The following is a 20,226-nucleotide window of genomic DNA, read 5'->3' as shown; positions in this document are numbered from 1 at the left end:
ATAATCCGTTCTGAAAAAGGAGCAAGCCACTGCAACCGTTTTGCAGTAGCACTGTAACAAACATACAGAAGCATTGCAGTACAGAAGGAAGAGGCAAAGACAAAACAGAGAGGGAATACTCCTTCTTATAGGATATTCCCTCTCTATTTAATAGAATTATATTGACGTTGTAAGGCTATCCCTCTACTTTCTCGTCTACAGCATAATCAAGTACCGTCTTCTTGTTGGCAAGCATACGGTCGTACTCTTCTTTGGAGCCAACGATAATCTTCTCGAACTCGCGTTGTCCGGTACCGGCAGGAATCAGGTGACCGCAAATTACGTTCTCCTTCATACCTTCCAGACGGTCCACCTTTCCGTTGATGGCAGCCTCGTTCAGTACCTTCGTCGTTTCCTGGAAGGAAGCAGCCGACATGAAGCTTGAAGTCTGCAATGCAGCACGGGTGATACCTTGAAGAATCTGAGTAGAAGTCGCAGGTACAGCGTCGCGCACTTCCACGGGTTTCAAGTCGCGGCGTTTCAACATGGAGTTCTCGTCACGCAGCTTGCGAGCCGTCACAATCTGGCCAGCCTGCAGACTCTGGGAATCTCCAGCATCCACTACCACCTTCTTTCCCCAGATACGGTCGTTCTCTTCCATGAATTCCATCTTGTCAACAACTTGCTGTTCCAGGAAGCGGGTATCACCTGGCTCGTCGATTTCCACCTTGCGCATCATCTGACGAACGATGATTTCAAAGTGCTTATCATTAATCTTCACACCCTGCAGACGGTAAACGTCCTGAACCTCGTTCACAATATATTCCTGCACGGCCGTAGGACCTTTGATAGCCAGGATGTCCGCAGGTGTGATAGCACCGTCAGACAACGGAGTACCGGCGCGTACATAGTCGTTCTCCTGAACCAGAATCTGCTTGGACAACGGTACGAGGTACTTCTTCACTTCACCGGTCTTGGAAGTAACGATGATTTCGCGATTACCGCGTTTCACCTTACCCATGGTAACCTCACCGTCGATTTCTGAAACCACAGCGGGATTAGACGGGTTACGTGCCTCGAACAACTCAGTGACACGGGGAAGACCACCCGTGATATCACCCGCTTTACCTACGGCACGCGGAATCTTCACGATAACTTCACCGGCCTTTACCTTCTGACCGTCTTCAACCACTACGTGGCCACCTACTGGCAAGTTGTATGTACGGATCAGTTCGCCGTCTTCTGTCATGATGTGTGCGGTAGGCACCTTCGTCTTATCCTTAGACTCAATGATGATGATTTCGCGCAAACCGGTAGATTCATCAGACTCTACCTTATAAGTCACGTTTTCAATAACGCCTTCAAATTCAATCTTACCGGTAGCTTCGGTAATGATAACCGCGTTGAACGGGTCCCAACGGGCAATCATCTTGCCTTTCTCTACCATTTCACCATCGGCTGCATAGAGCGTAGAACCGTAGGGTACATTATGAGTGGAAAGCACAATACCCGTGTTGACATCCACAAAACGCACTTCGGCCAAACGGCCTACCACTACCTTTGCCGGTTCGCCTGCTTCGTCGATAACGTCTACCGTACGGAGTTCTTCGAATTCCAGACGGGCAGGATTCTTGGCCACGATGCTTGCGTTGGCAGCAATATTGGCTGCCGTACCACCGGCATGGAATGTACGCAGTGTCAACTGTGTACCCGGCTCACCGATAGACTGTGCAGCGATTACGCCGACTGCCTCGCCCTTCTGAACCATACGGCTGGAAGCCAGGTTACGTCCGTAACACTTGGCACAAACACCTTTCTTGGATTCGCAGGTCAATACAGAACGGATTTCAACGCTCTCGATTGGAGAGTCTTCAATGCGTTGTGCAATGTCCTCGGTAATTTCCTCACCGCCGGCCACAATCAGTTCGCCAGTTGTAGGATGAACAATATCATGTACGGATACACGACCCAGGATACGTTCATACAGAGTGGCAATGGTTTCATCATTGTTCTTCAGTGCCGTACAAACCAATCCGCGGAGCGTGCCGCAGTCTTCTTCATTAATAATCACATCATGCGATACGTCAACCAGACGACGGGTCAGGTATCCGGCATCGGCCGTCTTCAAAGCGGTATCGGCAAGACCCTTACGGGCACCGTGGGTAGAGATAAAGTACTCCAACACGGACAGACCTTCCTTAAAGTTAGAAAGAATCGGGTTTTCGATAATCTGACCGCCTTCGGCACCTGCTTTCTGGGGCTTCGCCATCAAACCACGCATACCGGAGAGCTGACGAATCTGTTCCTTAGAACCACGGGCACCGGAATCCAGCATCATGTATACAGAGTTGAAACCCTGGTCGTCGCTTGAAATGGTTTTCATCAGGATGTTGGACAACTCAGAGTTCACGTGCGTCCAGATATCGATTACCTGGTTGTAACGCTCGTTGTTCGTGATGAAACCCATGTTATAGTTATTGATTACCTGCTCTACTTCATCATAACCTTTCTGTACTAATGCTTCCTTCTCTTCCGGGATAATGATATCGCCCAAGTTGAACGACAAACCACCCTTGAAGGCCATGTAATAACCGAGGTTCTTGATTCCGTCGAGGAAGTCGGCTGCCTTGGCAACACCACACACCTTGATTACGTGACTGATGATGTCTCGGAGTGACTTCTTGGAGATAATCGTATTGATATATCCTGCTTCTGCCGGAACAATTTCGTTGACAATGACACGGCCCACGGAGGTATCGTGCATCATCTTGTCCACAATGTTACCATTCTCGTCAACGTCTTTCACTATTACGCTTACCGGAGCATGGATGTCGCACTTACCTTCATTGTAGGCAATCAGCGCTTCCTCAGGACCGTAGAATGTCAGGCCTTCACCCTTGGCACCCTTACGCAGCTTCGTAATATAGTACAGACCAAGTACCATATCCTGAGCAGGCACAGTGATAGGAGCACCGTTGGCAGGGTTCAATATATTGTGTGACTGGAGCATTAGCATCTGTGCTTCCAGAATCGCTTCGTTGCTCAACGGCAAGTGCACGGCCATCTGGTCACCGTCGAAGTCGGCATTGAACGCCGTACATGCCAACGGGTGCAGCTGGATTGCCTTACCTTCAATCATTTTAGGCTGGAATGCCTGGATACCCAGACGGTGAAGTGTCGGGGCACGGTTCAACAGCACCGGATGCCCCTTCATCACGTGTTCCAAAATGTCCCAGATAACGGGTTCCTTGCGGTCTACAATCTTCTTGGCGCTCTTTACCGTCTTCACGATACCACGCTCAATGAGCTTACGAATGATGAACGGCTTGTAAAGCTCGGCTGCCATCAGTTTAGGGATACCGCATTCGCCCATCTTCAGCTCCGGACCTACAACGATTACAGAACGTGCGGAATAGTCGACACGCTTACCCAACAAGTTCTGACGGAAACGTCCTTGCTTACCCTTCAAACTGTCGGAAAGTGACTTCAACGGACGGTTAGCGTCGGTCTTCACTGCACTCGATTTACGGGAGTTATCAAACAGAGAGTCGACAGCTTCCTGCAACATACGTTTTTCATTACGCAAAATCACTTCAGGAGCTTTGATTTCAATCAATCTCTTCAGACGGTTGTTACGGATGATGACACGACGGTAAAGGTCATTCAAGTCAGAAGTTGCGAAACGGCCGCCATCCAATGGGACCAACGGACGAAGTTCGGGTGGAATAACCGGTACAATGCGTACAATCATCCACTCGGGCTTGTTGCGTCCGCGTGATGCACGGAACGACTCAACTACCTGAAGACGTTTCAGAGCTTCGGTCTTGCGTTGCTGTGAAGCATCGCTTCCGGCACGGTTACGCAGTTCGTAAGACAAAGAGTCAAGGTCGAGGCGTGACAGCAAATCGTAGATAGCTTCCGCGCCCATCTTGGCAATGAACTTATTGGGATCTGAATCTTCGAGGAACTGGTTGTCTTTCGGCAACTTTTCCAGCAAGTCCAGGTATTCTCCTTCTTCAAGCAAGTCATACTGTGCCACTTCATCGGACAGTACACCCGGCTGAATGACAACATAACGCTCGTAATAGATAATGGCATCCAGCTTCTTGGTGGGCAAGCCCAACAAGTAACCGATTTTGTTGGGAAGTGAACGGAAGTACCAGATGTGAGCCACGGGCACAACGAGCTGGATGTGTCCCATACGCTCACGGCGCACTTTCTTTTCAGTCACTTCCACACCACAACGGTCGCAGACGATGCCTTTGTAACGGATACGCTTGTACTTACCGCAATGGCACTCGTAATCCTTGATAGGACCAAAGATGCGCTCGCAGAACAATCCGTCGCGTTCGGGCTTATACGTACGATAGTTGATGGTTTCAGGCTTTAAAACTTCACCACTCGAATTCTCAAGGATTTCCTCAGGAGAAGCCAAACCGATAGAGATTTTCGAGAAATTACTCTTTATCTTGTTATCTTTTCTAAAAGCCATAAATTTATTTAATTGATAATTGACAATGGAAAATTGAAATTGAAAAACTGAAAACCGATAATTGAGAATGGTAACTTGCATTATCCACTCTCAATTATCAATTATCCATTATTCTAAGTTGATGCTCAAGCCCAAACCTCTCAACTCGTGCAGCAATACGTTCAGTGACTCGGGGATACCCGGAGCAGGCATCGGTTCACCCTTCACGATTGCTTCATAAGCCTTGGAACGTCCTACAACGTCATCAGACTTGATAGTCAGGATTTCCTGCAGAATGTGTGCGGCACCGAACGCTTCGAGTGCCCAAACTTCCATTTCTCCAAAACGCTGACCACCGAACTGTGCCTTACCACCCAACGGCTGTTGCGTAATGAGTGAGTACGGACCGATGGAACGTGCGTGCATCTTGTCTTCAACCATGTGACCGAGCTTCAGCATGTAAGTCACACCTACCGTAGCCTGCTGCTCGAATGCTTCACCGGTACCACCATCATACAGCGTTGTCTTGCCGTAGCGAGGCAAGCCGGCCTTATCGGTCCATTCGTTCAAATCGTCCAAAGATGCACCGTCAAAGATAGGAGTGGCAAACTTCACGCCCAGGTTTTTTCCGGCACGCCCGAGAACGGCCTCGAATATCTGACCGATGTTCATACGTGAAGGCACACCCAACGGATTCAGCACGATGTCTACCGGAGTACCGTCAGCAAGGAACGGCATGTCTTCCTGGCGTACCACACGGGAAACAATACCCTTGTTACCGTGACGACCGGCCATCTTGTCACCGACACCAATCTTACGTTTCTTGGCAATGTATACCTTGGCCATCTGAATGATACCTGCGGGCAACTCGTCACCGATAGTGATGGCGAACTTCTTGCGTTTCAGCTCGGCATCGAGTTCCTTGTACTTCTTGATGAAGTTCATCACCAATGCACGAATCAGTCCGTTGGTATGTTCATCCTTCGTCCAGTTGCTCAACTGAACAGCGGTGAAGTCCAAATCGCTGAAGTCGGAAGCAGAGAATCTGGCGCCTTTGGAAATAATGTCGGCACCCATGTAATCCTTCACACCTTCCGATGTATAATTTTCTGTAAGCTTCAACAGTTTGTTTATCAACACTTTCTTGAGGTCACCAATCTTAGCGTCGAACTCATCGTCAATCTTCGGTAACAGAGCCTTGTCGGCCAGCTTGGAGCTGCGGGTCTTGACAACACGGGAGAACAGACGCTTACCGATAACAACACCCTTCAAAGAAGGAGAGGCTTTCAAAGAAGCATCCTTCACATCACCGGCCTTGTCACCGAAGATGGCACGGAGCAGTTTCTCTTCCGGAGAAGGATCCGATTCACCCTTCGGAGTAATCTTACCGATAAGGATATCACCCGGTTCGATGCGGGCACCCACACGAACAATACCGTTTTCGTCAAGGTCTTTAGTCGCTTCCTCACTTACGTTAGGAATGTCAGAGGTCAACTCTTCCATACCACGCTTCGTTTCGCGAACTTCCAAAGAATATTCTTCTACGTGTACAGAGGTCAAAAGGTCCTCACGAACCACACGTTCATTCAGTACGATAGCATCCTCATAGTTATAGCCCTTCCACGGCATGTAAGCAACCAGCAGGTTCTTACCCAGTGCAAGTTCTCCGTCTTCGGTTGAATAACCTTCCGTCAGGATTTGACCTGCAGTCACGCGCTGACCCTTCTCGCAAATCGGACGGAGGTCAATCGTCATATTCTGGTTGGTACGGCGCCACTTCGGGATATTATATTCTTTCAATGCAGGCTCGAAGCTTACGAACTCTTCCTCCTCCGTACGGTCGTACAGAATACGGATAGTCGTTGCATCCACGAATTCAACCACACCGTCACCCTCGGCAGTAATCTGCGTACGAGAATCGCGTGCCAGCTGGCGTTCGATACCGGTACCTACAATCGGAGCTTCGCTCTTCAATAAAGGAACAGCCTGGCGCATCATGTTTGATCCCATCAATGCACGGTTGGCGTCATCATGCTCCAAGAACGGAATCAAAGAAGCCGCAATAGAAGCAATCTGCTGGGGAGATACGTCCATCAATTCCACCTCGGAAGGAGGAACCACCGGATAGTCGGCATCCTGACGGGATTTTACTTTATCACGTACAAAAGTACCGTCATCGTTCAAAGGAGCATTACCCTGAGCAATAATCTTGGCTTCCTCTTCTTCTGCGGTGAGGTAAACCAAACCTTCGTCAGAAAGATCAACCTTACCCTCTGCCACCTTGCGGTACGGAGTTTCAATGAAGCCAAGCTCGTTGATTTTCGCGAACACACAGAGTGAAGAAATCAAACCGATGTTCGGACCTTCAGGAGTCTCGATAGGACAAAGACGTCCGTAGTGAGTATAGTGTACGTCACGAACCTCGAAGCCTGCACGCTCGCGTGACAGACCGCCGGGGCCCAGAGCAGACATACGACGCTTGTGAGTAATCTCGGCCAGTGGGTTGGTCTGGTCCATGAACTGTGACAAAGCATTCGTTCCAAAGAATGAATTGATAACGGAAGAGATTGTCTTGGCGTTAATCAGGTCAATCGGAGTAAAGACTTCATTGTCACGGACGTTCATACGCTCGCGGATAGTACGCGACATACGTGCCAGACCGATGGCAAACTGATTGGACAACTGTTCGCCCACTGTACGCACACGACGGTTGCTCAAGTGGTCGATATCGTCCACATCCGCTTTCGAGTTAATCAACTCGATGAGATATTTGATAATTTCGATAATATCTTCCTTGGTAAGGACACGCACGTCCATATCGGTCGTCAAGTTCAACTTTCTGTTGATACGATAACGGCCTACATCACCCAGGTCATATCTCTTCTCTGAGAAGAACAGGTTATTGATAACCTCGCGTGCACTGGCATCATCGGCAGGGTCTGCATTACGCAACTGGCGGTAGATGTAGAGTACAGCTTCTTTTTCCGAGTTACTCGGATCCTTCTGCAGAGTATTATATATGATAGAATAGTCAGACTGGTTCGGTTCTTCCTTGTGTACGAGGATATTCTGAACGCCCGACTCTAATATAATGTCAACATGTTCCGGCTCGATTACAGTTTCACGGTCAATAACGACTTCGTTACGCTCGATGGAAACAACTTCACCGGTATCTTCGTCTACAAAATCCTCAATCCATGTTTTCAACACACGTGCGGCCAACTTACGTCCCACCATCTTCTTGAGGTTCGTCTTGTTCACCTTCACGTCTTCCGCCAAATTAAAAATCTCGAGAATGTCCTTGTCATTCTCAAATCCGATGGCTCTCAGCAAAGTGGTAACCGGCAATTTCTTCTTACGGTCAATGTACGCATACATGACGTTGTTGATGTCGGTGGCAAACTCAATCCACGAACCCTTGAACGGGATGATACGGGCTGAGTACAACTTGGTACCGTTGGCATGTACGCTCTGTCCGAAGAATACGCCCGGTGAACGGTGAAGCTGGGATACAACCACACGTTCCGCACCGTTGATGACGAATGTTGCCTTATCCGTCATGTAAGGAATAGGACCGAGGAACACGTCCTGAATGACCGTGTCAAAATCTTCGTGGTCGGGGTCGGTACAATATAATTTCAATTTTGCCTTCAAAGGCACGCTATATGTAAGCCCTCGCTCTATACATTCATCAATGGTATAGCGCGGCGGATCAATATAGTAGTCCAAAAACTCAAGAACAAAATTATTTCTTGTATCGGCAATGGGGAAGTTTTCAGCAAATACTTTATACAGTCCCTCGTTCTTACGTTTCTCGGGTGGGGTGTCCAGTTGTAGAAAGTCTTTGAATGACTTCAATTGTACTTCCAGAAAATCCGGATATTCAAGCGGATTCTTAGTCGAAGCAAAATTAACTCTTTGATTTACAGTATTTGAAGACATCTGTTAATGGATTTGTAGAACTTAATTTTAAATATATACACAAAAAGGTTAAGAACCCTTTTCACGAAGGGTTCCTAACCGAATTACCTGATTTACAGGCTAATGTTATTTAAGTTCAACTTCAGCTCCAGCTTCTTCCAATGTTTTCTTCAATGATTCTGCTTCGTCCTTAGCCAAACCTTCTTTTACTACGCTAGGAGCACCGTCTACCATGTCCTTAGCTTCCTTCAAGCCAAGACCGCAAGCTTCCTTAACGGCTTTAACTACCTGAAGTTTAGCTGAGCCAGCGCTCTTCAATACTACGTCGAAAGAAGTCTTTTCTTCTGCGGCAGCAGCACCACCGGCTGCAGGACCAGCAGCAACAGCTACAGCTGCAGCAGCAGGTTCAATACCATATTCTTCTTTCAGGATTGTTGCAAGTTCATTAACTTCTTTTACTGTCAAGTTAACTAATTGTTCTGCAAAAGCTTTCAAATCTGCCATTTTTGTATGATTTTTAATTGTTTAAATACTAAATAAATTGATATAATTCTTTTTCCGAAATTTACGCTTCGGGACGTTCACCAAGAGTCTTGAGAACTCCGTGGAGGGTGTTACCACCTGATTGCAGAGCAGAAATAACATTCTTGGCCGGTGACTGCAGCAATGCAACGATATCGGCAATAACTTCATTCTTACTCTTGATACTTACGAGAGCATCCAACTGGTCAGCACCAACATAGAAGCTTTCTTCTGCATATGCAGCCTTCAGTCCGGGAATACCGTTCTTAGCCTTATCTTTAATCAACTTGGCCGGAGCGTTAGCAACGTTGCTGAACATTACGGCAGTTGTACCTTTCAGAGAACCATAAAGCGGAGAAAAGTCTTCTTCCAGGCTCTCCAATGCCTTGTGAAGCAATGTATTCTTAACTACCATCAATTTGATGTCAGCCTTGAAACATTCTCTTCTCAACATGCTGGTTGTAGCAGCATTCATGGCAGTGGTATCCACCAAATAGAAGTGACCGTATTCCTTCACTGTAGCAGCAATCTGCTCAATAATCGTACTTTTATCTTCCTTTCTCATTATTACTCCGTTTTATTAGATTTCTTCTACTGTTTTCGGGTCAATCTTGATGCCCGCACTCATCGTGCTAGAAAGATAAATACTCTTAATATATGTACCCTTGGCTGCAGTCGGTTTCAATTTATTCAAAGTAGAGATGAATTCTTTCGCATTGTCGCGAATTTGCTCAGCGCTAAATGAAACTTTACCGATAGAAGTATGAACAATACCGCTCTTGTCAACCTTAAAGTCGATTTTGCCTTGTTTTACTTCTCTTACAGCTTTAGCAACATCCATAGTTACAGTGCCACTCTTGGGGTTAGGCATCAATCCACGAGGACCGAGCACACGACCGAGTGCACCAATCTTACCCATGATGGACGGCATAGTGATAATCACATCAATATCAGTCCATCCACCTTTGATCTTTTCAATATATTCGTCAAGACCAACATAGTCAGCTCCGGCTTCTTTTGCAGCAGCTTCAGCATCTGGTGTACAAAGCACCAAAACGCGTACAACCTTACCAGTACCGTGAGGAAGTGATACAACACCTCTCACCATCTGGTTGGCCTTACGCGGGTCAACGCCCAAACGTACGTCGATATCCAGAGAAGCGTCAAACTTGGTATAAGTGATTTCCTTTACCAACTGAGCAGCTTCCTTGAGAGAGTATGCTTTCCCTGCTTCAATTTTTTCTGCAGCCAACTTTTGATTTTTTGTCAGTTTACCCATTCTAATTGAAGTTTATTAATTATTAACCGGGAACTCCCCTTTTACAGCGATACCCATACTTCTAGCTGTACCGGCAACCATTTTCATGGCAGCTTCTACAGTGAAACAGTTCAAGTCAACCATTTTGTCCTGAGCAATCGTACGAACCTGTTCCCAAGTAATCTCGGCAACTTTCTTACGGTTAGGCTCAGCAGAACCACTCTTTTGCTTCGTCACTTCCAACAACTGGATAGCCACGGGAGGAGTCTTGATTACAAAATCGAAAGACTTGTCTGCGTAGTAAGTGATAATCACAGGAAGAATCTTTCCTGCTTTGTCTTGGGTTCTGGCGTTGAATTGCTTGCAAAACTCCATGATATTGATACCCTTGGAACCCAATGCAGGTCCTACTGGGGGTGATGGATTTGCCGCGCCTCCTTTAATCTGTAATTTGATTAGTCCAGCAACTTCTTTAGCCATTTTCTAATTGATTTATATATATAAACATTAATGAAGAATACTACAGCGTAACACCTGCACTATTCTTTTTCAACTTGCATAAAGCCCAATTCGAGCGGAGTCTTCCGTCCGAATATCTTGACCATGACCTTCAGTTTCTTCTTCTCGGTGTTCACTTCTTCAATGATTCCACTGAATCCACTGAACGGACCGTAATTCACCTTTACAGTCTCGCCGACTACATACGGGATACTCAAGTCTTCACCTGATTCCTGCAATTCGTCGACCGTACCAAGTATACGATTCACTTCCGACTGTCTCAGAGGTACGGGTTTTTCCGAACCACCCAAGAACCCTATCACATTAGGAGTATTTCTCAGATGATGAGCAACCTCACCCACCAGAGCAGCCTCCACCAAAACGTAACCAGGGAGATAACTTCTCTCTTTCACAATTTTCTTACCATTGCGAACCTGATATACCTTTTCGGTAGGAATCAATACCTGAGATACGTAATCACCAAGGTCGCTGTTTTTAATATCAGCTTCAAGGTATTCCTTTACCTTAGCTTCTTTTCCGCTAATAGCACGCAAAACGTACCATTTCTTTTCAATCTCAGACATTTCTCCTTACTTTTAATGTGGATAAACAAATTCCATCAGATGCTGGAAACAGAAGTCCATCGCAAATACTACCACTGCAATTAGTAGGGAAGCATATAAAACAACTACTGCACTGTTAGTAAGTTCAGAATACGTAGGCCACGACACTTTATGAACAAGTTCGTCGTAAGTTTCTTTAAAATAAGCTACAATCTTCTTCATTTCAAAAATATTAGCACGGGAGGAGAGGCTCGAACTCCCGACACCCGGTTTTGGAGACCGGTGCTCTACCAACTGAGCTACTCCCGTTTGTACATAATCAGTTCCCGATGTATACCGGGAACTGATTAAGATTATATTGGTTATTAGTCAAGAATTTCAGTAATCTGACCAGAACCTACTGTACGACCACCTTCACGGATAGCGAAACGCAAACCTACGTTCAATGCTACCGGGTAGATCAGTTCTACAGTGATTTCTACGTTATCACCAGGCATTACCATTTCAGTTCCTTCCGGAAGAGTGATTTCACCTGTACAGTCCATAGTACGCAGATAGAACTGAGGACGGTATTTGTTGTGGAACGGAGTGTGACGACCACCTTCTTCTTTCTTCAAAACGTAGATAGAAGCTTTGAACTTAGAGTGAGGTTTAATCTGACCGGGCTTACAAAGAACCATACCACGTTTGATTTCGTTCTTGTCGATACCACGGAGCAACAGACCTACGTTGTCACCAGCTTCACCTTGATCCAGCAACTTGCGGAACATTTCAACACCAGTTACAACAGACTTCTTGTCTTCACCCAAACCGAGGATTTCAACTTCGTCACCTACATGGATAACACCAGCTTCGATACGACCAGTAGCTACAGTACCACGACCAGTGATTGAGAATACGTCTTCAACCGGCATCAAGAACGGTTTGTCAATATCACGCGGAGGCAGAGGAATCCAAGTGTCGCAAGCATCCATCAGCTCCATAACCTTCTCTTCCCACTTTTCAACGCCATTCAACGCACCAAGAGCAGAACCCTGGATGAACGGAGTGTTGTCGCCGTCGAATTCGTAGGCTGAAAGCAGTTCACGCATTTCCATTTCAACGAGTTCCAACATTTCAGCGTCGTCTACCATGTCACACTTGTTCATGAATACAACCAGTCTCGGTACGTTTACCTGACGAGCCAGCAAGATATGCTCACGAGTCTGAGGCATCGGACCATCAGTAGCAGCAACTACGATGATAGCACCGTCCATCTGAGCAGCACCAGTTACCATGTTCTTTACGTAGTCGGCGTGACCCGGGCAGTCTACGTGAGCGTAGTGACGGTTAGCTGTTTCATACTCTACGTGAGAAGTGTTGATAGTGATACCTCTTTCCTTTTCTTCAGGAGCGTTATCGATAGAATCGAAAGAACGCAATTCAGAAAGACCTTTCTTTGCCAACACTGTAGTGATAGCAGCTGTCAACGTGGTTTTACCGTGGTCAACGTGACCAATTGTACCAATGTTTACATGCGGTTTGGTACGTTCGAATTTCTCTTTAGCCATAGCTTTACTTGTTATTTATTTGATTAATAATCAGCTTTTACATCTTTGTGAGCTGTTACCGGGACTTGAACCCGGGACCTCTTCCTTACCAAGGAAGTGCTCTACCGCTGAGCTATAACAGCAAGGAGAATAAGAGTTGTGGGCAAAGATGGATTCGAACCACCGAAGGCGTAAGCCAGCAGATTTACAGTCTGCCCCATTTGGCCACTCTGGTATTTGCCCCTACATTACAAAAAGAACTCTTTTCCTTACTAAATCATCGCAGAGTGAACTTTACCCGGACGATTTCCGTTCTCATATCATCTCCACCTCGTGAAGAAAGACTCATTCCACTCATCCTTGAGCGAGCCTCTTGTCGGATTCGAACCAACGACCCCGAGATTACAAATCACGTGCTCTGGCCAACTGAGCTAAAGAGGCAAGCTAAAAAATGCAACCGTAACGTTCATAGTGTGAGCGAAACGGCTGCAAATTTAGGCATTTATTTTTTACCCGCAAAATTTTAGCGGAAAATTATTTGCTCCGTTGCTTTTCCTTGTACTTAACCAGCTGTTTTTCCAAAGCTTCCAGGCATAAATCCACTGCTTCTTCAAACGTATCACAAACCTTGTTTGCATAAAACTCGCCATTGGGAACCAATACTTTCACTCCGGCTTCTTTATTTTCGGCTGTTTCTGGTTTTACTACCTTTAATGACACCTCTACTTTCTTTATATCGTCGTAAAATTTCTCCAACTTAGCAACTTTCTTTTGAACGAAAGACTGCAATTGCTCTGACGCATCAAAGTGAATCGATTGAATTCTTACTTCCATACTTACCTCCTTTTTACTTTAGGCTCGGGGATGAGCCTGATTATACACTTTTTTAAGCTCTTCAAAAGTAGTATGCGTATAAACTTCCGTTGTCGCCAGACTCTCGTGTCCGAGGAGTTCTTTTATCGAGCCTAAATCAGCACCATTGTTCAGCATAGCCGTTGCAAAGGTGTGCCTCAGCACGTGGGGACTTCTTTTTTTTACAGTCACTACCTTCGAAAGGTTTCGTTTCACAAGGCATGCTACGATACTGCGGTAAAGCCTCTTTCCATTCTTCCGGACAAAAAAAGCATCCGAGCGAACCGGGACAGCTTCATTCCGCACATTGACATATTCTCGCATCGAGCGTCCCAGCTCCTCATCGAAAGGTATAAGACGTTGTTTATTCCGTTTTCCCGTCACTTTAACGAGAGAAGCCGAAAAATCGACATCCTTATCATCCAACCCTATCAATTCTGAAAGTCGCATGCCGGTAGCATAAAACATTTCAATAATCATATGGTCGCGACACCCTTCAAAACCTTCACCAAAGTCCATATCATCCAGCAACCTATTCATCTCACCCTCTCTCAGAAATACCGGAAGCGGCTTTTTCTTCTTGGGCCCCGTCACTTTCCGCAACGGATCTACCGCGACCTTGCCTCTCCTCAAAAGGAATTTATAGTATGTCCGGACAGAACTCAGCTTTCGGTTTATCGTATTAGAAGCAAGTCCTTTGTCCATCAAGGAAGCAATCCATTCACGAACAAGTTCCGCATCTACATCCGATGGAGTCAAGTCTCCCAACATTTCTTCTCCAAACCTCTGCAGTTCAAGAATATCTGCCCGATAGTACTCAACCGTACCTTTGGAATAGTTCCGCTCGTGCAGAAGATAGTCAAGAAAAGAATCTGTCAACAACATATCGCTACATATCTAAAATCATGCAACGAATGTATGAAAAAGAATTCAATAATTCAAAGGAATTTACGAATTATTAATCTTCTACTTGCTGAAGTTGTTGAACGTAAACAGCACGTTCTTTCTTAAGTCTTTTAGTCACAGACGGTTTATCAAACTGTTGTCTGCGTCTCAATTCCTTAACTGTGCCAGTTTTTTCAAACTTTCTTTTGAATTTCTTCAGCGCTTTTTCAATGTTTTCGCCTTCTTTTACAGGTACTACAATCATTTTCTTTTAATTAAATGTTAATGGTTTAAAAATCTCACGATTAAATTGAGCGGCAAAATTACACATACTTTCTTTATTCACAAAACTTTCTGCAAAAAAATTACCCATGATTCCTAATTATCAAACGAATGAGCAAAGGGAAAGATGTTTTTATTGAGCCAATCCGCTAAAATCCGTGAAGCATAGCAAATTTTTAAAAGAGAATGTGTAACTTTGAAAGCAGAGAATGAAGAGATTATAAACTCATTTACACGCCTACTTAATTACATTTATAAAAATATGGCTCAGACAATCAATCAACGTATAGATGCTCTACGGGCATTGTTAAAAAGAGAAGGCATAGACGCTTTCATTATCCCCAGTACCGACCCGCACCTAAGCGAGTACGTAGCACCGTACTGGAAATCAAGAGAATGGATATCAGGCTTCACCGGTTCGGCAGGCACGGCGGTGATCACCAGCGACAAGGCGGGACTGTGGACAGATTCCCGCTATTTTCTCCAAGCCGAGCAGCAGCTGGAAGGCAGCGGCATCGACTTATACAAGGAAATGCTGCCCGAAACGCCCAGCATCCTCGATTTCCTGCGGGAGAACCTTACAGCAAATTCAGTTGTAGGTATAGACGGAAAGGTATTTTCCACCACACAAGCCATAGCCCTGCAAGAGGATCTGGCAAAAAACGACATCACCGTAAAGAGCATTGCCGACCCGATGAATGAGATATGGACAGACCGCCCTCCCATGCCCGAAGCACCCGCCTTTATCCACGAGATGAAATACGCCGGGAAAAGCTGTCCGGACAAACTGGCTGCTATCCGCCGGGAGATGAAAAAGAGTGAAGCGGACGTATTATTGGTGTCGGCATTGGACGAGATAGCATGGACACTCAATATACGCGGCAACGATGTGCATTGCAACCCCGTAGTAGTAAGCTACCTGATAATCAACGAACAAGAAACACACTTTTTCATCCAGCCCGAGAAAGTAACGGAAGAGCTTTCAGCCTATCTGGAAGAAGCCGGCGTCACCATCCATGCTTATGGGGACACCGAATCCTTTGTGACAAGAATACCGGACGGCAGCATCATGCTCGACATGGGAAAGACGAATTATGCCGTTTATTCCGCCCTCCCCCCTTCCTGCCGGGTACTTGACGAGCGCTCACCGATAGCCTTGCTGAAAGCGGTCCGCAATGACCGGGAAATAGCCGGCATCCACGCAGCCATGCAACGCGACGGAGTGGCACTGGTGAAGTTCCTGAAATGGCTGGAGGAGGCCGTTCCCGCAGGCAACGAGACAGAAATCAGCGTAGACAAGAAACTGCACGAATTCCGTGCCGCACAGCCACTCTACATGGGGGAAAGCTTCGACACCATTGCCGGGTACAAGGAACATGGAGCCATCGTACACTACGAAGCCACTCCGGCAACGGACGTGCCACTGAAACCCGAGGGATTCCTGCTGCTGGACTCGGGTGCGCAATACCTGGACGGCACTACCGACATCACCCGCACCATCGCACTGGGGAAACTGACCGAAGAAGAGAAGACGGACTACACCCTGATACTGAAAGGACATATCGACCTCGCCATGGCTGTCTTCCCGGAAGGTACGCGAGGAGCGCAACTGGATGTACTGGCCCGCATGCCGATATGGCAACACCACATGAACTTCCTGCATGGTACCGGGCACGGCGTAGGCCATTTCCTCAATGTGCACGAAGGTCCGCAAAGCATCCGCATGAATGAGAATCCGGTAACCCTACGGCCGGGAATGGTCACTTCCAACGAACCGGGCGTTTATAAAGCCGGAAGCCATGGAATACGCACGGAAAACCTGGTGCTGACCGTGAAGGACGGTGAAGGCATGTTCGGAAATTACCTGAAGTTCGAAACCATTACCCTCTGCCCCATCTGCAAGAAAGGTATCATCAAAGAGATGCTGACGGCAGAGGAAACGGCATGGCTGGACAACTATCACCAGCATGTATACGAGACACTTTCGCCAAGCCTGAACGAAGGAGAACGGGAATGGCTGAAGGAAGCATGCAGTAACCTAACCACTAATCACTAAAAAAATGGCATTAATAAAATCAGTAAGAGGATTCACTCCCGAAATCGGGGAGAATTGTTTTTTGGCGGACAATGCGGTTGTCATTGGCGACGTCAAGATGGGACGGGATTGCAGCATCTGGTTCAGCACCGTGCTGCGGGGTGACGTAAACTCAATCCGCATAGGGAACGGAGTAAACATCCAGGATGGAAGCGTGCTCCACACCTTGTACGAGAAATCGACCATAGAGATAGGAGACCACGTATCCGTGGGGCACAACGTGACCATCCACGGAGCCACTATCAAGGACTATGCTTTGGTAGGGATGGGTTCCACCATCCTTGACCACGCAGTAGTGGGCGAAGGGGCTATTGTCGCCGCTGGTTCCCTGGTATTGAGCAATACGGTCATCGAGCCGGGAAGCATCTGGGGAGGAGTCCCCGCCAAGTTCATCAAGAAAGTAGATCCGGAGCAGGCCAAGGAGCTGAACCAGAAGATTGCACACAACTATCTGATGTATTCCGACTGGTACAAATAAAGGGAGACAAGGCGCCCCAAAAAGGCAGGGCGATAAAGGGATGCCATTCCATCACCTTTACCGCCCTATCGCTTTTATCCCTCTTTACTTTTCTAAAAGTTTATCATACTCATTATCTTATCCGTTGCACCGGCGTTGCCGGTCACATAATTGCTTGCATTCATGCCTGATTCGCGCAAAAAGACTTCATCTGTCAGCATACGGTCGAGCAAAGTTTTCAGTTCCTCATAATCCTTCACCGAGAAAGCGCCTTTTGCCTCCAGCAACTGGATGGCCTCCTGGAATTTCTGATACTTCGGTCCGAAAATCACCGGAATGCCATAAACTGCAGCCTCAAGGGTATTGTGGATTCCCACCCCGAAACCACCTCCGATATAGGCAATCTCGCCATAGCGGTAGATGGAAGAGAGCAACCCGAAGCAGTCGATAATCAGGCAGTCGGCCTTACGGACATTCTTCTCGTCGGCACGGGTATAGCGCACGTAGGGGCGTTTCAGTTTACGGATAATCTCTACCAGATGGTTTTCGTCGATAACGTGCGGAGCGATAACCAACTTCACCTCTGGATGCTGGTTAAAGTATTCAATAAACAAATCCTCGTCCGGCTGCCAGGAGCTTCCTGCCACGAAAGTCATCGTGTTGTTCTTGAAAAGCTCCACCAAAGGCAGATGTTTGGCCTCCTCACGAATCTGCAGCACACGGTCAAAACGGGTATCCCCCACCACCGTGACACGGCTGATACCTATCTTCGCCAGATAGCGTTTGGAGCGTTCATTCTGCACAAACAAATGGTCGAAGTCGCGCAGCACATGTCTGTACGTACCGCCATACCACTTGAAGAATACTTGTCCGCGGCGGAAAATGGAAGAAATGCTGTACACCGGAATACGGCGCTTGTGCAGTTCGTCCAGATAGTTCTTCCAGAACTCGTACTTGATGAAGAATGCCATGCAGGGATTCACGATATCCAGGAACTTCTTCACATTGCGGGACTTGTCGAAAGGCAAGTAACAGACAACGTCTGCCCCCCTATAATTCTTGCGGACCTCATAGCCCGACGGCGAGAAGAAAGTCAGCAGAATACCGTAATCCGGATATTTGGCACGAATTTTCTCAATCAACGGCCGTCCCTGCTCGAACTCCCCCAAAGAAGCGGCATGGAACCATATATAGCGCACGTCCTTCTCCAACTGCTGCCGGAGAAGTTCATAGACCACCCAGTGTCCCTTCATCATTTTTCGGGGCTTACGGCTAAATGGAGCAGCCAGATGCACCAGAATATCGTAGATGGCTATTGCCAAGTCATATAGCATACTATATGGATTAAGGATGAAGAAGATTTATTCACTTTAAAGCATCAACAGCACGCTGTATACGGGCCAACGTCTCTTCCTTGCCAATCAGCTCGGTAATGTCGAACATGTGCGGGCCTTTACACTCGCCCACCACTGACAAGCGGAAGGCATTCATCACATTTCCCATGTGATAGCCACGCTCGGTAATCCAACCAATCACAATATCTTCGGAAGGCTTGGAGGAGAAATCCCCGATGCCGCGCAACACATCCATCAATTCGGTCATGATGCGGGGAGTATCTTCCGACCAACGCTTCTTCACATCCTTTGCCGCATATTCCGTGGGGGCTACGAAGAAAAAACGGGTCTGGTCCCACAGTTCCTTTACGAAGTTGACGCGTCCCTTCACCAGTGAAACCACTTTCGTAAGGAACTCGTCGCTATAGTTGGAGGCGTCTATGCCGTTGGACTCCAGCACCGGTCTGAAAAGACAAGCTATCTCCGCATCCGGTTTCATCATGATGTACTCATGGTTGAACCAGATACCTTTCTTATAGTCGAATTTGGCACCCGACTTGCTGCAATGGCTCAAATCAAACAATTTCACCAATTCATCCATAGACATCAGTTCCTGGTCATTGCCCGGATTCCAGCCCAGCAGAGCCAGGAAATTAATGACCGCTTCGGGCAGATAGCCTGATTCGCGGTAGCCTGAAGAGACATCTCCCGACTTGGGGTCATGCCACTCCAACGGGAAAACCGGGAAGCCCAGACGGTCGCCGTCACGCTTACTCAATTTGCCGTTACCCTCGGGCTTCAGCAACAAGGGCAAATGCGCAAAGGCAGGCATGGTATCCTCCCACCCAAAGGCACGGTAGAGCAATACATGCAACGGTGCGGAAGGCAACCATTCCTCACCGCGTATCACATGGGACACTTCCATCAAATGGTCGTCCACAATATTGGCCAGATGGTAAGTAGGAAGTTCATCTGCCGATTTATAAAGAACCTTGTCATCAAGAATGGAAGAGTTTATCACTACTTCCCCACGAATCAGGTCGTTCACATGCACATCTTCGTTCGGCTCTATCTTGAAACGCACCACGTACTGCTTACCGGCAGCAATCAGCGCGTCTACCTCTTCTTTGGGAAGGGTCAGTGAATTGCGCATCTGCATGCGGGTAGAAGCATCGTACTGGAAATTCGCAATCTCCGCACGCTTTGCTTCCAGCTCCTCAGGAGTATCGAAAGCGATGTAGGCTTTTCCGGCCTCCAGCAGAATCTGAACATACTTCTTGTATATTTCCCGACGTTCCGACTGACGGTACGGGCCATGGTCTCCACCGAAACTCACGCCCTCGTCAAACGGGATGCCCAACCACTTGAAAGACTCCAGGATATATTCTTCCGCACCCGGTACAAACCGGTTGGAATCAGTATCTTCAATACGAAATATCAAATCTCCTCCATGCTGACGCGCAAAGAGATAATTGTATAAAGCTGTACGCACACCGCCGATGTGCAACGCCCCCGTAGGACTCGGGGCAAAACGGACTCTGACCTTTCTTTCTGTCATAATCTACCTTACTTATGAATAT

General features: G+C 47.1%; 16 protein-coding genes and 4 tRNA genes. 2 read left to right on the top strand and 18 right to left on the bottom strand.

What is annotated here, in order from left to right:
- Nucleotides 1-175: 175 nt before the first annotated feature.
- From rpoC to rpsU, 16 genes are all read right to left on the bottom strand, one after another.
- Nucleotides 176-4,471: a DNA-directed RNA polymerase subunit beta' gene (rpoC, locus tag DXD78_RS17785; protein ID WP_008661873.1), complete on the bottom strand. Its 4,296-nt coding sequence runs from the start codon at nucleotides 4,469-4,471 to the stop codon at nucleotides 176-178.
- 108 nt (nucleotides 4,472-4,579) lie between these two features.
- Nucleotides 4,580-8,392 carry a DNA-directed RNA polymerase subunit beta gene (gene rpoB / locus DXD78_RS17780; protein ID WP_005825717.1) on the bottom strand — a complete coding sequence of 1,271 codons (3,813 nt, stop codon included), beginning with the start codon at nucleotides 8,390-8,392 and terminating at the stop codon, nucleotides 4,580-4,582.
- Between the two features lie 105 nt (nucleotides 8,393-8,497).
- Nucleotides 8,498-8,875 (bottom strand): 50S ribosomal protein L7/L12, encoded by a 378-nt coding sequence (rplL, locus tag DXD78_RS17775; RefSeq protein WP_004291279.1) that lies wholly within the window; start codon nucleotides 8,873-8,875, stop codon nucleotides 8,498-8,500.
- A 61-nt stretch (nucleotides 8,876-8,936) separates the two neighbouring features.
- Entirely contained in the window at nucleotides 8,937-9,458 is a 522-nt protein-coding gene (rplJ, locus tag DXD78_RS17770; protein WP_005825719.1) for a 50S ribosomal protein L10, read from the bottom strand.
- 15 nt (nucleotides 9,459-9,473) lie between these two features.
- Entirely contained in the window at nucleotides 9,474-10,172 is a 699-nt protein-coding gene (rplA, locus tag DXD78_RS17765; protein ID WP_005825721.1) for a 50S ribosomal protein L1, read from the bottom strand.
- Between the two features lie 15 nt (nucleotides 10,173-10,187).
- The gene (gene rplK / locus DXD78_RS17760) at nucleotides 10,188-10,631 is read right to left on the bottom strand and encodes a 50S ribosomal protein L11 (protein ID WP_005825722.1); all 444 of its coding nucleotides are present in this window, start codon (nucleotides 10,629-10,631) and stop codon (nucleotides 10,188-10,190) included.
- A gap of 59 nt (nucleotides 10,632-10,690) precedes the next feature.
- Nucleotides 10,691-11,233, bottom strand: a complete 543-nt coding sequence (gene nusG / locus DXD78_RS17755) for a transcription termination/antitermination protein NusG (protein ID WP_005825724.1) — start codon at nucleotides 11,231-11,233, stop codon at nucleotides 10,691-10,693.
- 12 nt (nucleotides 11,234-11,245) lie between these two features.
- On the bottom strand, nucleotides 11,246-11,434 hold the full coding sequence (secE, locus tag DXD78_RS21525) for a preprotein translocase subunit SecE (RefSeq protein ID WP_005825726.1): 189 nt from the start codon (nucleotides 11,432-11,434) through the stop codon (nucleotides 11,246-11,248).
- 14 nt (nucleotides 11,435-11,448) lie between these two features.
- Nucleotides 11,449-11,521, bottom strand: a tRNA-Trp gene (locus tag DXD78_RS17745).
- A 56-nt stretch (nucleotides 11,522-11,577) separates the two neighbouring features.
- Complete coding sequence (tuf, locus tag DXD78_RS17740) at nucleotides 11,578-12,762, bottom strand: elongation factor Tu (RefSeq protein ID WP_005825727.1); 1,185 nt, start codon at nucleotides 12,760-12,762, stop codon at nucleotides 11,578-11,580.
- Nucleotides 12,763-12,812: 50 nt separating this feature from the next.
- Nucleotides 12,813-12,884 (bottom strand) — tRNA-Thr (locus DXD78_RS17735).
- Nucleotides 12,885-12,901: 17 nt separating this feature from the next.
- Nucleotides 12,902-12,984 (bottom strand) — tRNA-Tyr (locus DXD78_RS17730).
- A 124-nt stretch (nucleotides 12,985-13,108) separates the two neighbouring features.
- Nucleotides 13,109-13,182: transfer RNA gene (locus tag DXD78_RS17725), tRNA-Thr, on the bottom strand.
- Between the two features lie 93 nt (nucleotides 13,183-13,275).
- Nucleotides 13,276-13,575, bottom strand: a complete 300-nt coding sequence (hpf, locus tag DXD78_RS17720; RefSeq protein WP_005825731.1) for a ribosome hibernation-promoting factor, HPF/YfiA family — start codon at nucleotides 13,573-13,575, stop codon at nucleotides 13,276-13,278.
- Nucleotides 13,576-13,593: 18 nt separating this feature from the next.
- A complete protein-coding gene (gene xerC / locus DXD78_RS17715; RefSeq protein WP_009037304.1) occupies nucleotides 13,594-14,478 on the bottom strand; it encodes a tyrosine recombinase XerC in 885 nt (294 codons plus the stop codon).
- Nucleotides 14,479-14,551: 73 nt separating this feature from the next.
- Nucleotides 14,552-14,743, bottom strand: coding sequence for a 30S ribosomal protein S21 (rpsU, locus tag DXD78_RS17710; protein WP_005825735.1), 192 nt, complete (start codon nucleotides 14,741-14,743; stop codon nucleotides 14,552-14,554).
- Nucleotides 14,744-15,022: 279 nt separating this feature from the next.
- On the opposite strand from rpsU, the gene DXD78_RS17705 reads away from it, so the two are divergent.
- Nucleotides 15,023-16,816 carry an aminopeptidase P family protein gene (locus DXD78_RS17705; RefSeq protein ID WP_009037305.1) on the top strand — a complete coding sequence of 598 codons (1,794 nt, stop codon included), beginning with the start codon at nucleotides 15,023-15,025 and terminating at the stop codon, nucleotides 16,814-16,816.
- Nucleotides 16,817-16,820: 4 nt separating this feature from the next.
- A complete protein-coding gene (locus DXD78_RS17700) occupies nucleotides 16,821-17,333 on the top strand; it encodes a gamma carbonic anhydrase family protein (RefSeq protein WP_009037306.1) in 513 nt (170 codons plus the stop codon).
- Nucleotides 17,334-17,425: 92 nt separating this feature from the next.
- On the opposite strand, the gene DXD78_RS17695 is transcribed toward DXD78_RS17700, so the two are convergent.
- A complete protein-coding gene (locus DXD78_RS17695; protein ID WP_005825739.1) occupies nucleotides 17,426-18,646 on the bottom strand; it encodes a 3-deoxy-D-manno-octulosonic acid transferase in 1,221 nt (406 codons plus the stop codon).
- Nucleotides 18,647-18,677: 31 nt separating this feature from the next.
- Nucleotides 18,678-20,204, bottom strand: a complete 1,527-nt coding sequence (gene gltX, locus DXD78_RS17690; protein ID WP_009037307.1) for a glutamate--tRNA ligase — start codon at nucleotides 20,202-20,204, stop codon at nucleotides 18,678-18,680.
- Between the last annotated feature and the right edge of the window lie 22 nt (nucleotides 20,205-20,226).

Origin of the sequence: Bacteroides sp. D20, assembly GCF_003436255.1 — a bacterium.
GTDB classification, from domain to species: domain Bacteria; phylum Bacteroidota; class Bacteroidia; order Bacteroidales; family Bacteroidaceae; genus Bacteroides; species Bacteroides uniformis.
The sequence above is the reverse complement of the archived record's forward strand: the minus strand, read 5'-3'. Positions and strand labels throughout refer to the sequence as shown.

What these genes read in the sequence shown, in the direction of transcription:
- rplA (WP_005825721.1), bottom strand. Translation starts at nt 10,172, where the DNA reads ATGGGTAAACTGACAAAAAATCAAAAGTTGGCTGCAGAAAAAATTGAA.
- DXD78_RS17705 (WP_009037305.1), top strand. Translation starts at nt 15,023, where the DNA reads ATGGCTCAGACAATCAATCAACGTATAGATGCTCTACGGGCATTGTTA.
- rpoC (WP_008661873.1), bottom strand. Translation starts at nt 4,471, where the DNA reads ATGGCTTTTAGAAAAGATAACAAGATAAAGAGTAATTTCTCGAAAATC.
- rplJ (WP_005825719.1), bottom strand. Translation starts at nt 9,458, where the DNA reads ATGAGAAAGGAAGATAAAAGTACGATTATTGAGCAGATTGCTGCTACA.
- xerC (WP_009037304.1), bottom strand. Translation starts at nt 14,478, where the DNA reads ATGTTGTTGACAGATTCTTTTCTTGACTATCTTCTGCACGAGCGGAAC.
- rplK (WP_005825722.1), bottom strand. Translation starts at nt 10,631, where the DNA reads ATGGCTAAAGAAGTTGCTGGACTAATCAAATTACAGATTAAAGGAGGC.
- secE (WP_005825726.1), bottom strand. Translation starts at nt 11,434, where the DNA reads ATGAAGAAGATTGTAGCTTATTTTAAAGAAACTTACGACGAACTTGTT.
- tuf (WP_005825727.1), bottom strand. Translation starts at nt 12,762, where the DNA reads ATGGCTAAAGAGAAATTCGAACGTACCAAACCGCATGTAAACATTGGT.
- DXD78_RS17695 (WP_005825739.1), bottom strand. Translation starts at nt 18,646, where the DNA reads ATGCTATATGACTTGGCAATAGCCATCTACGATATTCTGGTGCATCTG.
- rplL (WP_004291279.1), bottom strand. Translation starts at nt 8,875, where the DNA reads ATGGCAGATTTGAAAGCTTTTGCAGAACAATTAGTTAACTTGACAGTA.
- nusG (WP_005825724.1), bottom strand. Translation starts at nt 11,233, where the DNA reads ATGTCTGAGATTGAAAAGAAATGGTACGTTTTGCGTGCTATTAGCGGA.
- rpoB (WP_005825717.1), bottom strand. Translation starts at nt 8,392, where the DNA reads ATGTCTTCAAATACTGTAAATCAAAGAGTTAATTTTGCTTCGACTAAG.
- hpf (WP_005825731.1), bottom strand. Translation starts at nt 13,575, where the DNA reads ATGGAAGTAAGAATTCAATCGATTCACTTTGATGCGTCAGAGCAATTG.
- rpsU (WP_005825735.1), bottom strand. Translation starts at nt 14,743, where the DNA reads ATGATTGTAGTACCTGTAAAAGAAGGCGAAAACATTGAAAAAGCGCTG.
- DXD78_RS17700 (WP_009037306.1), top strand. Translation starts at nt 16,821, where the DNA reads ATGGCATTAATAAAATCAGTAAGAGGATTCACTCCCGAAATCGGGGAG.
- gltX (WP_009037307.1), bottom strand. Translation starts at nt 20,204, where the DNA reads ATGACAGAAAGAAAGGTCAGAGTCCGTTTTGCCCCGAGTCCTACGGGG.